This window comes from Bacillus sp. ABR (genome assembly GCF_056172715.1).
In genome coordinates this window covers 479,470-494,335 of sequence record NZ_JAOYSL010000003.1, presented here as the reverse complement: position 1 = coordinate 494,335, position 14,866 = coordinate 479,470, and the positions used below count along the sequence as shown (strand labels likewise).

Below are 14,866 nucleotides of genomic sequence, written 5' to 3'. Positions count from 1 at the left end.
TAGTTCCATTGAATGAAATAAAAAATGATAGAAATGCTAATATCATGACTTTCATCTTATTGTCACATATTTTTCAGTTTACAAATGGTACATATAAAGGTAAGATGACCATGGTGAAAGATTTTGATAGTTATTGAATGTATTTGATTGTTTTGTATTGATAATGTTGAAAAAAGCGATTACAATAAAGGTGCGCGCAAAATGAATACGTTTTCAAAAGGGGTGTTCGCATGTTAACACCGGAAAGACATCAACTCATAATCGACAGCTTGGAAGAAAATGATGTCATTAAAATACAGGACTTAACGATGATGACGGATGCGTCTGAATCTACAATTAGAAGAGATTTATCAGCCCTTGAAGAAAAAGGCTTTCTTAAAAGGGTTCATGGAGGAGCAGCCAAGATTTCGAGTATTCGCCTTGAACCAGATGTATTTGAGAAATCTGCCAAAAACCTTCAAGAAAAGTCATTGGTAGCAGAGGCGGCGGCATCTCTTTTAAAACAGGGCGACTGTATTTATTTAGATGCTGGTACAACCACACAGCAAATGATTGAATATATCGATCCAGATCAAGATATTGTCGTGGTGACAAACGGTGTGATGCACATTGAAGCCCTCATGAGAAAAGGTATTACCTTTTACTTGATAGGCGGATCAGTGAAACATCGAACAGGAGCCATGGTTGGAGCCGCAGCTTTGACAGCGATGGAGAATTATCGTTTTGACAAAAGCTTTGTTGGGACAAATGGCATTCATCCCGAGGCGGGTTTTACAACACCTGATCCAGAGGAAGCACTCATGAAAAAAAGAGCCATGAAACAGGCGAAAAAAACCTATATCTTATCAGATGCCTCAAAGTTTGGCGAAATATCGTTTTCAACCTTTGCTAGTTTACAGGAAGCCACCATTATCACAAACGACGCAAAAGAAGATTCATTCGATAATTACCATGAAAAAACGGTTATAAAGGTAGTGAAAACATGATTTATACAGTTACTTTAAACCCATCAGTTGATTACATCGTACACGTGGAGGATTTTGCAGTCGGCGGTTTAAATCGTTCAACCTATGATCAAAAATATCCAGGTGGTAAAGGAATCAATGTCTCAAGGCTATTAAAACGTCACGGTGTTGAATCGAAAGCACTTGGATTCATTGGTGGATTTACAGGCAAATATATTCAAAATTTTTTACAGAACGAACAATTACAAACAGCCTTTCACGAGGTGTCAGAAGATACAAGGATCAATGTAAAACTAAAAACAGGTGAAGAGACAGAAATCAACGGACTCGGCCCATCTATTACTGAAGCGCAATTTGAGTCGTTTCTATCTCAATTTTCTTCATTGACTGAAGGAGATGTCGTTGTTTTAGCTGGCAGCATTCCTTCATCATTACCTCATAACACATATGAGCGTATTGCTGAAGTTTGCCAGGAGCAAGGTGTAAGAGTTGTTCTTGATATTTCTGGCGAAGCGTTAAAAAAAGCAGCAGACATGAAACCGTTCTTAATGAAGCCAAATCATCATGAACTGGGTGAAATGTTTGAGACGAGTATTTCATCAGCAGCAGAAGCCATTCCTTATGGGAAAAAGCTGTTAGAACAAGGTGCTGAGCATGTCATCGTCTCCATGGCTGGTGATGGCGCCCTCTTATTCAGTAAAGAAGGAATCTATCAGTCCAATGTTCCAAAAGGAACGCTCGTTAATTCAGTTGGAGCAGGGGATTCAGTCGTTGCAGGGTTTTTAGCCGGCGTTTCAAAAGGCCTTTCAATTGAAGAGTCATTTAAGCTTGGTGTCACTTCAGGAAGCGCTACAGCCTTTTCTGAGGAGCTTGGCACAAAAGAGCTTGTCGACACACTATTACCACAAGTAAAAGTCACACGCATTTAAAGGAGGAGTCATCATGAAAATTACAGAACTACTCACGAAGCATACCATTAAGCTTCAATTAGACAGCCAGCAGAAAGAAGCAGTCATTGAAGAGCTTGTCACTGTTTTAGATACAGCAGGCAAGTTAAATGATAAAGAGGGCTATAAAGAAGCTGTGATTAATCGTGAAAAACAGAGCTCTACTGGTATTGGTGAAGGAATTGCCATCCCGCACGCTAAAACAGCAAGTGTAAAAGAGCCTGCCATTGCATTTGGCCGCTCCACTGCTGGTGTAGATTATGAATCACTGGACGCTCAGCCGAGTCATCTTGTCTTTATGATTGCCGCAACTGAAGGCGCAAACAACACGCACTTAGAGGCACTTTCTCGTTTATCTACACTTCTTATGCGTGAAGAAATTCGAAAGCAGCTTCTTGAAGCGGCGACTGAAGATGAAATCATTGAGATCATCAATACACATGATCAAGATGATGAAGAAGAAGAGGAAGTTCAAGAAGAGCCGGCTGCAGAAGGAAAACCTGCTAAAATTTTAGCGGTAACAGCTTGCCCGACCGGCATTGCACATACATTTATGGCAGCAGATGCTTTGAAAGAAAAAGCAAAAGAAATGGGCGTTGACATTAAAGTTGAAACAAACGGCTCTGGCGGTATTAAACATGCCCTTACAGCAAAAGAAATTGAAGAAGCACCAGCCATCATTGTGGCAGCGGACAAGCAAGTTGAAATGGAACGCTTTAAAGGCAAACATGTCATTGAAGTCCCTGTAACAGCTGGTATTCGCCGTCCGCAGGAATTAATTGAAAAAGCCATCAATCAAGATGCGCCGATTTATAAAGGTTCAGGCGGCAGTTCTTCTAAAGACGAAACTGAATCATCTGGCAAAGGAAGAAGCGGATTTTACAAGCACTTAATGAGTGGTGTAAGTAACATGCTTCCATTTGTTGTCGGAGGCGGTATATTAGTTGCGATTTCATTCTTCTGGGGAATTAATTCAGCAGATCCTAAGGACCCTTCATTTAATTCATTTGCAGCTGTCTTAAAAGGAATTGGCGGCGATAATGCGCTTGCCTTAATCGTTGCGGTATTAGCTGGATTTATTGCCATGAGTATTGCAGATCGTCCAGGTTTTGCGCCAGGTATGGTCGGTGGATTTATGGCGTCAGCAGCAGGTGCAGGGTTCTTAGGTGGACTGATTGCTGGTTTCCTAGCAGGTTACATTGTTGTACTGCTCAAAAAAGTATTCACATTCGTACCGCAGACACTCGACGGGATTAAACCGGTTCTGCTGTATCCATTGTTCGGTATTTTCTTTACAGGCATTATCATGCATTATATTGTCAACACACCAGTGAAAATGGTGATGGACGGATTAACACATTGGCTTGAATCATTAGGTACTGGAAACCTTGTTTTAATGGGTATTATTTTAGCTGGTATGATGGCAATTGATATGGGTGGCCCAATTAACAAAGCGGCTTACACATTTGGTCTTGCAATGATTGCTGCTGGCAACTATGCACCGCATGCTGCAATTATGGCAGGCGGAATGGTTCCACCACTAGGTATTGCACTTGCAACAACGATCTTTAGAAATAAGTTCTCAAAACGTGACCGTGAGGCAGGGATTACATGCTACTTCATGGGAGCAGCCTTCATCACTGAAGGGGCGATCCCATTTGCGGCGGCAGATCCTCTTCGTGTGATTCCTTCAGCTGTTATTGGTGCAGCAGTTGCTGGTGGATTAACGGAATTCTTTAGAGTGACGCTTCCTGCACCGCATGGCGGACTATTTGTTTTCTGGGTAACAAATCATCCAGTTCTTTACATCATCAGCATCTTAATCGGTGCCGTTGTGACAGCGATTTTACTGGGTATTTTGAAAAAACCGGTTCAACAAGAAGCGTAATGCAGAAGAGAAGCATCGTGAAAAACGGTGCTTCTTTTTGTTTAATCATCAGTGAATTAGGAAAAAATATCTAATTAGATGGTTGTCTTGTGAATTTTTAAATGACATATGATAAAGTAAAGTTATTCAATTCACGTTTCAAGTCTTTTAGCAGAAAGTCTTAGGAGGAAGCAGTATTTTGAACGAAGAAAACAAACAAAACGAAAATGACATTCAATCTGATGCGAAGCAAGCCAAAACAGAGAAGAAAAGTTCACTGTTTGAATGGATCAAAGCCATTTTAATTGCACTTGCGCTCGTCTTGCTCATCCGTACATTTATATTTGAACCGTATGTGGTGGAAGGAGAGTCAATGGAACCGACACTTCATGACGGGGAAAAGCTGTTTGTCAACAAAACCATTAACTATCTCGGTGGTGTGAAACGCGGTGACATCGTGATTATTAATGGAAAAGATGGACAGAAGATTCATTATGTCAAACGATTGATCGGCCTTCCAGGTGATACGATTGAAATGAAGGATGATACGCTTTACATTAATGGTAAAAAAGTAGATGAGCCTTATTTAAAAGAGAACAAGGCGCATGCGAAAGAGTATGAAGTGCATTTAACTGGAGATTTTGGTCCAGTGAAAGTACCGAAAAACGATTACTTTGTGATGGGGGACAATAGACTCAATTCCATGGACAGCAGAAATGGACTTGGCCTCATTGAAAAGGATCGGGTTGTCGGGACATCAGAATTTGTTTTCTTCCCGTTTGGCGACATTCGACAGACAAAATAAAAGCACCTTCTCAGAGGCAAGAGAAAGGTGCTTGAACGAGCGACCCTTACAGAAGGGTCGTTTTTAATTTGGCGTGAGCACTGTAACAATGATCACAATGGCTAGTACCGAAGCGAATACAGATCCGGTAATGGCTAATACGGATCGAAACAATCCGATTTTTTTGTTTTCTTTTCCCCGCTTTTGTAAAAAGCGTTTGGAAAAGATGTGGACCAGTGTGTAAATGAGGACAAGCCCAATATAAAGGCCAAAGTCCTTCGCATTAAAGCCTGTTGCAGATAAATAAATGCCCATAAAGAAAATCAATAAACAGTATTCCATCAGTGTGAGTAATCTCAAATCGCCCGAACTCCTTCAATCAATCATTCCCGTTTATTATACCATAATGGACAAAAAGCCTTCGTTCTTAGCGAGAGACGTTTCTATCAAACGTTATTCATGTTATACTTCATAATGATGAATGAGTGATGGAGGATTAATAAATGATTGCAGTAAATAATGTTAGTTTGCGCTTTGCTGATCGTAAACTATTTGAAGAAGTAAATATTAAATTCACTCCTGGCAACTGCTACGGATTAATTGGTGCCAATGGAGCTGGTAAATCAACGTTCCTAAAGATTCTTTCTGGAGAAATTGAGGCTCAAACGGGTGATGTTCATATGAGCCCTGGTGAGCGTTTAGCGATTTTAAAACAGAACCACTTTGAATACGAAGAGTTTGAAGTGCTAAAAGTCGTCATCATGGGTCACAAACGTCTATATGACGTGATGCAGGAGAAAGATGCGATCTATATGAAACCTGATTTCTCAGATGAAGACGGGATTCGTGCAGCCGAGCTTGAAGGTGAGTTTGCTGAATTAAACGGATGGGAAGCTGAAAGTGAAGCAGCGATCCTATTAAAGGGTCTTGGCATTCCAGAAAGCCTTCAATCGAAGAAAATGTCTGAGCTTGGCGGTTCTGAAAAGGTAAAAGTACTTTTAGCTCAAGCTTTATTCGGCAAGCCTGACGTTCTTCTTCTCGATGAGCCGACGAACCACTTGGACTTACAAGCAATCCAGTGGCTCGAAGAGTTCCTCATTAACTTTGAAAATACCGTCATCGTCGTTTCGCATGATCGTCATTTCTTAAACAAAGTATGTACACATATTGCGGACCTTGATTTCGGAAAAATCCAAGTATACGTCGGTAACTATGATTTTTGGTATGAGTCCAGTCAGTTAGCGCTGAAACTAAGCCAAGAAGCAAATAAGAAAAAAGAAGAACAAATTAAGCAGCTTCAAGAATTCGTTGCCCGGTTTAGTGCGAACGCTTCTAAATCGAAGCAAGCGACATCAAGAAAGAAATTGCTTGATAAAATCTCTTTAGATGACATTAAGCCGTCTTCACGTAAATATCCGTATGTTCATTTTGCGCCAGAGCGCGAAATCGGAAATGATGTCCTTCAAGTAGAAGGTCTATCAAAAACAATTGACGGTGTGAAAGTACTTGATAATGTCAGCTTTATTATGAACCGTGAAGATAAAATTGCGTTCTTAAGCCGTAATGAGCTTGCTGTGTCCACGTTATTTAAAATCCTTGCTGGTGAAATGGAGCCAGACAGCGGATCATTTAAATGGGGTGTCACAACGTCACAAGCCTTTTTCCCGAAAGACAATAGTGAATATTTTGAAGGAAACGATGTTGATCTCGTTGATTGGCTTCGTCAATATTCTCCGAATGATCAAAGTGAGAGCTTCCTGCGTGGTTTCTTAGGACGTATGCTTTTCTCTGGGGAAGAAGTGAAGAAAAAAGCAAGTGTCTTATCAGGAGGAGAAAAGGTTCGTTGTATGTTATCAAAAATGATGCTGTCTGGAGCGAATATTTTGCTGCTGGATGAGCCAACGAACCACTTAGACCTAGAATCCATTACAGCGCTGAATAACGGCCTCATGAGCTTTAAAGGAGCAATGCTCTTCTCATCTCATGACCATCAGTTTGTTGAAACAGTCGCAAACCGAATTATCGAAGTGACGCCAAATGGCATCGTCGATAAACAAACAACATATGATGAGTTCTTATCAGATCAAGACATCCAAAAAAGACTTGAAGAGCTTTACGCATAACAAAGAAAAGACATCCTATGGATGTCTTTTTTGATTAAATCGCCCAATTTCCATTTCGGAAGATCGGTTCGCGTTTCCCGTCTTTTGTAATCCCGTCAATATTCATTTCCTTTGAACCAATCATGAAATCAACGTGTGTAATACTGCTGTTCACACCCGCTGCATCCAATTCTTCTCGTTTCATTTCTTTTCCGCCTTCGATATTAAACGCATATCCGCTGCCGATCGCAAGGTGATTTGATGCATTTTCATCGTAAAGTGTATTGTAATAAAGAATATTGGAGTTAGAAATTGGTGAATCATCTGGTACGAGGGCAACCTCACCTAGATAATGAGAGCCTTCATCTGTTTCAACGAGAGATTTTAAAATATCTTCGCCTTCTTTTGCTTTCACATCCACAATCCGGCCATTTTCAAAGGTTAATGAAAATTCATCAATGATGTTTCCGGCATAGCTGAGCGGCTTAGTGCTTGAGACGGTCCCATTTACACCGTCTTTTTTCGGTACGGTAAAGACTTCTTCTGTCGGCATGTTGGCCATGAACGAGACGCCGCGTTCACTTACGCTGCCAGCACCTACCCAAATATGCTGCACTGGAAGCTCAATCGTTAGGTCTGTGCCCGGTGCTTCATAATGAAGCTTATGGTAGTGACGTTCATTGAGTATTTTGACCTTTTCATTTAATGACGCATCATGCTTTTTCCAAGCCTCAACAGGATCTGCTTGATCAGCGCGTGCGACTTTAAAGATTTGATCCCACAATAAAGTGACAGCTTCTTCATCTGTATGATCAGGGAAAATCTTTTTCGCCCATTCTTTTGATGCAGCACCTACGACCGTCCAAGCGACTTTGTCAGATTGAACGTATTGACGATATGTATGTAGTGCTGAACCAGCAGCTTTTTGCTGTGCAGCGATTTTTTTCGAATCAATGCCTCGCAGAAGGTCAGGGCTTTCTGACAGGATGGTAATAAAAGCACCGCCGCGTTTTGCGATGGTTTCCATCATCTGTGCTTCCCATTCTGGGAATTGCTCAAAGACATCCTGTGGCGCATGTTCAAATTTTAAACGGGTGAGAACACCATCACTCCAGCGGATATGTACGTTTTTCGCCCCGCGCTCATACGCGTGTTTCGCGACAAGACGAACAAGGTGTGCAGATTCAGTAAATGCGGATACAACCACTTCCTGCCCCTTTTGTACATTCACACCGACTTCAACGATGGTCTTGGCATATTGATCAAGTTGTTTTTCAAATGAACTCATAAAAAACCCTCCTTTAGTCATGTTCATCATATCAGATTTATGACCGAAAAGGAAAATGGGGAGCACGCTTAAAGCCAAAATAAAAAAGCCGCTTTCGTGCGGCTTTTTTAGCGGTTCAGTTGTTTCACAGGCTGTGCATTAGAAGGCGGCATATGTGAAAACGACAGGCTCATTCCTCCTAAAATAATACCCGTTAAAATGACTGTGACAACGACCCGTTTACCTAAATCAAGCAACATGTTCTTCCTCCTTCACGTTTATCCATTTCTCACGATATGATCGAAATGACGAAAAAAGAAGTAGAACATGAAGATTATTTTAATGTTTTTTGCAATTTGTCGATGACTTCTAATGAACGACCTGTTCCAATGGCAACAGACTCAAGTGGATTAGCTGCAATATGAACTGGAACAACAATCTCTTGAGAGAGCCATTCTTGAATTCCATTTAACAGAGCGCCTCCGCCAGTTAAAATGACGCCGCGGTCTACAATATCTCCGCTTAGCTCTGGAGGGCTGTCCTCTAATGTGGCACGAATCGCTTCTAAAATATGAAGAAGTGATTCTCGCATAGCGCCTTGAATTTCATGAGAGACAAGTGTGATGGTTTTTGGCAGACCTGTCACAAGGTCGCGCCCGCGCACTTCTAATGATTCAGGCTCATGCTCAATAAGACCATACCCAATTTCCATTTTCACCTGCTCGGCAGTCCGTTCGCCGATTAATAGGTTATATTTCTTTCTGACAAACGTAATGATATCTTCATCCAGCTGATCGCCGCCAATTCGGATCGAATGACAAGAGACAACACCGCCAAATGAAATAATCGCAACTTCTGTTGTTCCGCCGCCAATATCGACTACGACGTTCGCAACAGGCTCGTCTACCGGAAGATCAGCACCGATTGCAGCTGCAACAGGTTCTTCAATTAAATGCACATGTTTTGCTCCGCAGTTTTTCACAGCATCGCTGATGGCGCGGCGCTCAACAGCGGTTGAACCAGAAGGTGTACATACAACGACAGTTGGCTTTCTAAAGGTAAACCCGATATTTTTTCCTGCTTTTTTCATGATTTGTTTAAGTAAATCTGTTGTCATATCATAATCAGCGATAACACCGTCTTTCATCGGACGGATCGCAACAATTTTCCCAGGTGTTTTCCCGATCATTTCTTTTGCTTCTGATCCGACGGCAAGTACAGTCTTTGTTTCTGTATCGACTGCCACGACGGACGGTTCATTTAAAATAATTCCCTTATTTTTACTATAAACCAATATGTTAGCTGTTCCTAAATCAATTCCAATTTCGGCATTTTGAAACATGTTTTCACCCAATCTCTATTTTTGCTGTTTTAAACAATTTTACATTTAAAAGTTCAGAGGGTTGATGTCATTTGTGGGGGTTTGTGATCACCTTGAAATGAATCTGTAAAATTCAAGTATCATTTTGACAATCACAATAAATTTTCCCTTTGTTTTTTCTTTTATGAAAAAAATTTTTATAGAGGAGAAACCTTTTAAGAATCTCTTACGTCTACGATATATCAATTGGTGAAAAACAGATTGATCTTGAGCTAATGAAAGAAAGAGGGAACGAAATTGAAATCTATCGGAGTCGTAAGAAAAGTAGATGAACTAGGGCGTATTGTGATGCCAATCGAATTGAGAAGAGCACTTGATATCGCTATTAAAGACAGTATGGAATTTTTTATAGATGGAGATAAAATCGTCTTGAAAAAATATCAACCAGAGGGCGTTTGTCTCATGACTGGTGAGATTACATCAGAGAACCATGAATACGGAAATGGTCAAATTACATTAAGCGCTGAAGGCGCAGAACTGCTGTTAAAAGAGCTGCAAGAAGCTCTTCAGCAGTAATCGAAATAGCCTGATCTCTTCCTTTGTGCTGAGAACAGGCTATTTTTCTTTTAAAAAAAGTTCCTTAAAAATGCCCCATCTCCCTCAAAAAATAAGTGGAAAATGGTACAATTGACAAAGAATCTCAGGGCGGCAGGTGGAATCATTTGAACAAAACATATCAAGTGCGGATCGTGTTATCTGTTCTTGCATTTATCTTAATCATAAGCTGGGATTTCTTTTATTATCTAGGCGGCTATCAAATTAATTGGCCGCTCGATTTAGCCTTTACAGTCGTTGTGTTAGCAGGGATCTGGGTTGTCTCAGGGTATGTAGACCGCTTGAATTTATTTGTGTCAGATCTAAATAAGAGAGAAAAAGAAGCACACGAACTGACAGAGCGGCTGAATCGAATTACAGATAACTTGCAGGAAATCGTCTTTGAAACAGATGAAAAAGGGAAAATCATTTTCTTAAATCAAGCATGGAAACAAATGACCGGCTATGACATAGATGAATGTCTAGGTACGATGTACAATCAGTACTTTGATCAAGAAGAAAGAGTTATTCAGCATTTGTCATCTGTCATCAAAGAGCATAAAGATTCAGGACGGATCGAGCTCCAGCTTCTTCATAAAGAGGGGAAGAAAGTATGGGGAGACGTACATTATAAGCTCTACTTTGATGAAGAGCATCAGTTTACTGGAGGAATTGGAACAGTTGCAGATATTACAAAACAAAAGCTGGCAAAGCTTGAGCTTGAAAGGTCAAATCAACAATTGCAAATGCAGGCGCAAAAGCTGGCCGTTGCAGGACAAATCGCCGCTGGAATCGCCCATGAAGTCAGAAATCCGCTGACCTCAGTAAACGGCTTTTTGCAGCTGATGAAAACTCAATATCCTGAAAGAACCGATTATTTTGACATTATCTTTTCCGAAATTAAACGGATTGATTTTGTTTTAAGTGAACTGCTTGTGCTGGCAAAGCCGCAGTCGGTCCATTTTCAAGAAGTTCAGCTTCATGGACTGTTAGAGCAGGTCATTACATTGCTAAAAACCAATGCAGTCCTTTCGAATATTGATCTCAAACAGCCATTTAAAAAGCAGGATGCCGGCGCTATTTTAGCAGACGCTAATCAAATGAAGCAGCTGTTCATTAATTTAATCAAAAATGCCATTGAGGCAATGCCTGAAGGCGGCAGCATATACATATCAACAGAAAAAGTGATGAACGAATGGAAAATTACCATTCAAGATGAAGGAAAAGGGATGTCTGAAGAGGATATTCAGAAAATATATGATCCTTTCTTCTCCACGAAAACAGAAGGGACGGGACTTGGCCTCACCATCTGTGCAACGATTTTAAAAGATCATCACGGTAGGATGGATGTGGTCAGTGAGCTGGGAAAAGGTACAACTTTTCATATCTATTTACCTGTGTGTCAAAAAAGCAGACAGCAGCAAGGCGAGAGGACGTGATTTCATGAAGGCGAAAGCTTTATTTGTATATGGGACGCTTCTGCAGCATGAAGAACACCACGAGACATATATGAAAGAAAGCAGACTATTAGCTAAATCAGCTTGGATCAGCGGCAAAATCTATGATACAGGTCAAGGATACCCTGCGTGCGTTCCAGAAGAAAAAAGCACAGTATATGGAGAATTGTACGAGGTAACCGCAAGCACGCTGAATAAGATAGATTTACTTGAGGAAGGGTATGACAAGCAGGTGGTCGATGTCATGACAGACCGGGGGCTGGTGGCGGCTATTACATACACTTTACCAAAACAGAAGGCATCAGCGCTGAAGGAAATCGAGAGTGGCTGCTGGAAGGAATATAGACTATGGCAGCAGAGGCCGGCATCCTTCTATTATTTTGCCTATGGCTCTTGTATGGATGATGCAAGATTTAAACTGGCAGAAGTCGATCATTATTTTAAACAAATCATCGGCGGTGGTGCTCTGAACGGCTTTACAACTAGATTTACATTGGTGAGGCCTGATGGGTCAAGAGCCGATATGGTAGAAGACGGCGGAGAAACAGAGGGCGTTTTATATGAGGTTCCTTTTGATGCCATTCGATATTTGTACAAACGAGAAGGCGTATATGAGGGCACATATCGTCCAGCTTTTGTGGATGTTAAAATAGGTGACCAAATATATGAGGACTGTTTAACCTTTCTTGTTCTTCAAAAGAGCGAAGAAATTGCTCCACCAGGTCATTACCGCAGTGAAATTGAAAAAGGAGCAGACCTTTACTTAAGTGAAGCGTTCCGTAAAAAAATTCGCTCGCATATGGATTCATTAATCAAACCGTAGTAAAATGCATGGTAAGTGAGATAAAAGGAGTCTGAACATGAAAAAGGAATATGCAGTCATTGGTCTTGGACGCTTTGGCGGAAGTATTTGCAAAGCGCTGAGCGAAGAAGGACTTGAAGTCATGGCCATGGATATGAATGAAGATCGAGTGAACGAATACGCGAAAATTGCTTCACATGCGGTCATTGGCGATTCGACAGACGAATCGGTTTTAAAAAATCTCGGTATTCGTAATTTTGATCATGTCATCGTTGCGATAGGTGAAAACATTCAGGCCAGTATTTTAACGACGATTATGCTGAAAGAGCTTGGCGTCAAAATGGTCACAGTAAAGGCGCAAAACGACTATCACGAAAAGGTACTAAATAAAATTGGGGCTGATCGCATCGTTCATCCAGAGCGAGACATGGGCAGACGAATTGCACATAAAATCATCTCCAACAACGTATTAGATTATCTGGAGCTGTCAGATGAGTACAGCCTCATTGAAATTGTTGCCAACAGCAGGCTTGCAGGGCATTCTCTTTTAGATCTCGATATTAGAGCGAGATATGGCATTAATATTGTGGCGATAAAGCGTGGGAAAGAAGTGATTGTTTCACCACTCGCAGATGAAATGATTCAAAAAGAAGATATTCTCATTGTCATCGGGGCAGTAGCCGATATTGGACGCTTTGAAAAACGAGAAATGCAGAACGATTATTAAACACTCCGGAGCGGGGTGTTTTTTATATTGTTGTGTACACACAGGACGGACAGTGAGGAGAGAAGAAGACACTAAAAAAGGGCTGTTTTGTTCTGCATAAACAGCAAAAGTCAATCATCATATTTTTCGTGCAATTATCACTATTCAGAAATAAAAATCAGCCTTTTTATCTGGATGATTTTCTCTAAATGTCATTGACTGAGCAAACAGATTCGTTTACGATAAGAAACATTATATTGTTTACTTGGAGGAGGCAGTGTCGTTGGATAAGGAGCTTTTCAGACATCAAATTGAAGTAGCTGCAAAGAGAAAAAGAGCAGCCCTAGTGATTAAACATGCGAAGGTTATGGACGTGTTTAACCAGGAATGGATAGACGCTGATGTCGCTGTTGAAAATGGACAAATAGTAGGGATTGGAGAGTACGAGGGAGAACAGGAGCTGGATGCAGCAGGTCAAATGCTTGTACCCGGTTTTATTGATGGCCACGTTCATATCGAGTCCTCTATGGTGACCCCTGCTGAATTCTCCAAAGCTGTCGTCCCTCACGGCGTGACAACTGTCGTAACAGACCCGCATGAAATTGCCAATGTGTCAGGGATCTCAGGCATCCGTTTTATGCTGGAAGAAGCGAGAAAAGCTGCCTTAAATATTTATTTCATGCTGCCATCCTGCGTACCGGCAGTCAGTTTTGAACGATCAGGTGCTGTTTTAAAAGCGAAAGATTTAAAGCCTTTGTATCAAGAGAAAGAGGTTCTTGGTCTTGCTGAGGTGATGGATTACGTCGGTGTAGAGCAGGCAGAAGAAGATATGCTTCAAAAACTGCTTGATGCACAAAACGAACATAAACTGATTGATGGCCATCTAGCAGGCTTAACAGACCGATTAATAAACGTTTACCGCACAGCAAGTGTCCAAACAGATCATGAGGTAACAACAGCCAGCGAAGCCCTTGAACGTGTAAAACGAGGTATGTATGTCATGCTAAGAGAAGGCTCTGTTGCCAAAAACGTGAAAAACGTTTTACCAGCTGTGAATGAAAAGAATGCGAGACGTTTTTTCTTTTGTACCGATGATAAACATTTAGATGATTTAATGTCAGAGGGAAGTATTGACGAACAAGTACGTATGTCTATAAAAGAAGGGTTAGACCCATTTTTAGCGTATCAAATGGGAAGTTTAAACGCAGCAGAGTGTTTTGGCCTCAAAACAAAGGGAGCCATTGCGCCAGGCTTTGATGCTGATTTTATGCTCGTCTCTGATCTTCATCAAGTCGACATCACCAGCGTATTTATTGCAGGAGAATTGGTGGCGCAGCATGGAGAGTACAAGCCAAGTGTCGAAAAAATTGTACCGAGTCCAGCATTATTACAATCTGTTCATACTATAGACGTTCAAGAGCAAGATCTGGCACTACCTATCACAGCTCATCAAAAAATGAATGTGATCCGCATTATTCCGAATCAGCTAGAAACAAAATTAGAACAAGTCTCTCCTTCAGAAACGAACGGACAATTCACTAGTGATACAGAAAGAGATGTATTAAAAATGGTGCTTGTCGAACGCCATCAAGGCTTATCTGAAATGGGGATAGGGGTTGTCAGCGGCTTTGGATTAGAAAAGGGCGCAATTGCAACAACGGTTGCGCATGATTCCCACAATTTAATTGCGGTTGGCACAAATGATGCTGATATCTTAAAAGCCATTGATGTGTTAAAAGAAGCAGGCGGCGGTTTGACTGTTGTCAAAAATGGCGAGTCTCTTCATACGCTGCCATTACCGATATCTGGTTTACTTTCAGATCAGCCGGCACATCTTGTAAATGAAAGCCTTCATGCGCTCCATGAAGCGTTAAAAGAAACAGGCTTTAATTTAGACTTTAATCCATTTTTGACGCTGTCCTTCTTGGCACTCCCAGTCATTCCTGATGTGAAAATGACGACAAAGGGTTTGTTTGATGTCAGAAGCTTTCAGCACCTCCCAATTCAATCATAAAAAAGAGAAACCGCATATGTATATATGCGGTTTTTTCAAT

The 14,866-nt window shown here is 41.1% G+C and carries 14 protein-coding genes; 10 read left to right on the top strand and 4 right to left on the bottom strand.

Going from position 1 to position 14,866, the window contains the following annotated elements:
- Positions 1-230: 230 nt before the first annotated feature.
- The 4 genes from OIT90_RS12565 (at position 231) to lepB (ending at position 4,584) form a co-directional block, all read left to right on the top strand.
- Positions 231-986, top strand: a complete 756-nt coding sequence (locus tag OIT90_RS12565; RefSeq protein WP_039178192.1) for a DeoR/GlpR family DNA-binding transcription regulator — start codon at positions 231-233, stop codon at positions 984-986.
- The gene (gene pfkB / locus OIT90_RS12560) at positions 983-1,894 is read left to right on the top strand and encodes a 1-phosphofructokinase (protein ID WP_059376998.1); all 912 of its coding nucleotides are present in this window, start codon (positions 983-985) and stop codon (positions 1,892-1,894) included. The genes OIT90_RS12565 and pfkB overlap by 4 nt, the downstream gene beginning before the upstream one ends.
- Before the next feature lie 13 nt (positions 1,895-1,907).
- Positions 1,908-3,800 carry a PTS fructose transporter subunit IIABC gene (locus OIT90_RS12555; RefSeq protein WP_058837767.1) on the top strand — a complete coding sequence of 631 codons (1,893 nt, stop codon included), beginning with the start codon at positions 1,908-1,910 and terminating at the stop codon, positions 3,798-3,800.
- A gap of 211 nt (positions 3,801-4,011) precedes the next feature.
- Positions 4,012-4,584, top strand: a complete 573-nt coding sequence (gene lepB, locus OIT90_RS12550) for a signal peptidase I (protein WP_029706712.1) — start codon at positions 4,012-4,014, stop codon at positions 4,582-4,584.
- A 63-nt stretch (positions 4,585-4,647) separates the two neighbouring features.
- Here lepB and OIT90_RS12545 read toward each other — a convergent pair whose 3' ends face one another.
- Entirely contained in the window at positions 4,648-4,923 is a 276-nt protein-coding gene (locus OIT90_RS12545) for a hypothetical protein (protein ID WP_039178200.1), read from the bottom strand.
- Positions 4,924-5,066: 143 nt separating this feature from the next.
- Here OIT90_RS12545 and OIT90_RS12540 point away from each other — a divergent pair, with 143 nt between their 5' ends.
- A complete protein-coding gene (locus OIT90_RS12540; protein WP_041084974.1) occupies positions 5,067-6,686 on the top strand; it encodes an ABC-F family ATP-binding cassette domain-containing protein in 1,620 nt (539 codons plus the stop codon).
- Positions 6,687-6,720: 34 nt separating this feature from the next.
- Here OIT90_RS12540 and OIT90_RS12535 read toward each other — a convergent pair whose 3' ends face one another.
- From OIT90_RS12535 to mreBH, 3 genes are all read right to left on the bottom strand, one after another.
- Positions 6,721-7,953 (bottom strand): aminopeptidase, encoded by a 1,233-nt coding sequence (locus OIT90_RS12535; RefSeq protein ID WP_058837765.1) that lies wholly within the window; start codon positions 7,951-7,953, stop codon positions 6,721-6,723.
- Positions 7,954-8,060: 107 nt separating this feature from the next.
- Positions 8,061-8,192 (bottom strand): protein YkpC, encoded by a 132-nt coding sequence (locus OIT90_RS12530; RefSeq protein ID WP_003210922.1) that lies wholly within the window; start codon positions 8,190-8,192, stop codon positions 8,061-8,063.
- Between the two features lie 74 nt (positions 8,193-8,266).
- A complete protein-coding gene (gene mreBH, locus OIT90_RS12525; protein WP_024424745.1) occupies positions 8,267-9,274 on the bottom strand; it encodes a rod-share determining protein MreBH in 1,008 nt (335 codons plus the stop codon).
- Between the two features lie 276 nt (positions 9,275-9,550).
- Here mreBH and OIT90_RS12520 point away from each other — a divergent pair, with 276 nt between their 5' ends.
- The 5 genes from OIT90_RS12520 to ade all read left to right on the top strand — a co-directional run bounded on the left by OIT90_RS12520 (position 9,551) and on the right by ade (position 14,826).
- Entirely contained in the window at positions 9,551-9,829 is a 279-nt protein-coding gene (locus tag OIT90_RS12520; RefSeq protein ID WP_017359400.1) for an AbrB/MazE/SpoVT family DNA-binding domain-containing protein, read from the top strand.
- A gap of 146 nt (positions 9,830-9,975) precedes the next feature.
- Positions 9,976-11,286, top strand: coding sequence for an ATP-binding protein (locus OIT90_RS12515; RefSeq protein WP_106025219.1), 1,311 nt, complete (start codon positions 9,976-9,978; stop codon positions 11,284-11,286).
- Positions 11,287-11,290: 4 nt separating this feature from the next.
- A complete protein-coding gene (locus tag OIT90_RS12510; protein ID WP_330545041.1) occupies positions 11,291-12,127 on the top strand; it encodes a gamma-glutamylcyclotransferase family protein in 837 nt (278 codons plus the stop codon).
- Between the two features lie 37 nt (positions 12,128-12,164).
- The gene (locus tag OIT90_RS12505) at positions 12,165-12,833 is read left to right on the top strand and encodes a potassium channel family protein (RefSeq protein WP_008345123.1); all 669 of its coding nucleotides are present in this window, start codon (positions 12,165-12,167) and stop codon (positions 12,831-12,833) included.
- Between the two features lie 262 nt (positions 12,834-13,095).
- A complete protein-coding gene (gene ade, locus OIT90_RS12500) occupies positions 13,096-14,826 on the top strand; it encodes an adenine deaminase (RefSeq protein WP_474892598.1) in 1,731 nt (576 codons plus the stop codon).
- Positions 14,827-14,866 lie beyond the last annotated feature (40 nt).

Excerpts from the sequence above, each read along its gene's own strand:
- OIT90_RS12565 (WP_039178192.1), top strand. The coding sequence starts at position 231 with ATGTTAACACCGGAAAGACATCAACTCATAATCGACAGCTTGGAAGAA.
- pfkB (WP_059376998.1), top strand. The coding sequence starts at position 983 with ATGATTTATACAGTTACTTTAAACCCATCAGTTGATTACATCGTACAC.
- OIT90_RS12555 (WP_058837767.1), top strand. The coding sequence starts at position 1,908 with ATGAAAATTACAGAACTACTCACGAAGCATACCATTAAGCTTCAATTA.
- OIT90_RS12540 (WP_041084974.1), top strand. The coding sequence starts at position 5,067 with ATGATTGCAGTAAATAATGTTAGTTTGCGCTTTGCTGATCGTAAACTA.
- OIT90_RS12535 (WP_058837765.1), bottom strand. The coding sequence starts at position 7,953 with ATGAGTTCATTTGAAAAACAACTTGATCAATATGCCAAGACCATCGTT.
- OIT90_RS12530 (WP_003210922.1), bottom strand. The coding sequence starts at position 8,192 with ATGTTGCTTGATTTAGGTAAACGGGTCGTTGTCACAGTCATTTTAACG.
- mreBH (WP_024424745.1), bottom strand. The coding sequence starts at position 9,274 with ATGTTTCAAAATGCCGAAATTGGAATTGATTTAGGAACAGCTAACATA.
- OIT90_RS12510 (WP_330545041.1), top strand. The coding sequence starts at position 11,291 with ATGAAGGCGAAAGCTTTATTTGTATATGGGACGCTTCTGCAGCATGAA.
- OIT90_RS12505 (WP_008345123.1), top strand. The coding sequence starts at position 12,165 with ATGAAAAAGGAATATGCAGTCATTGGTCTTGGACGCTTTGGCGGAAGT.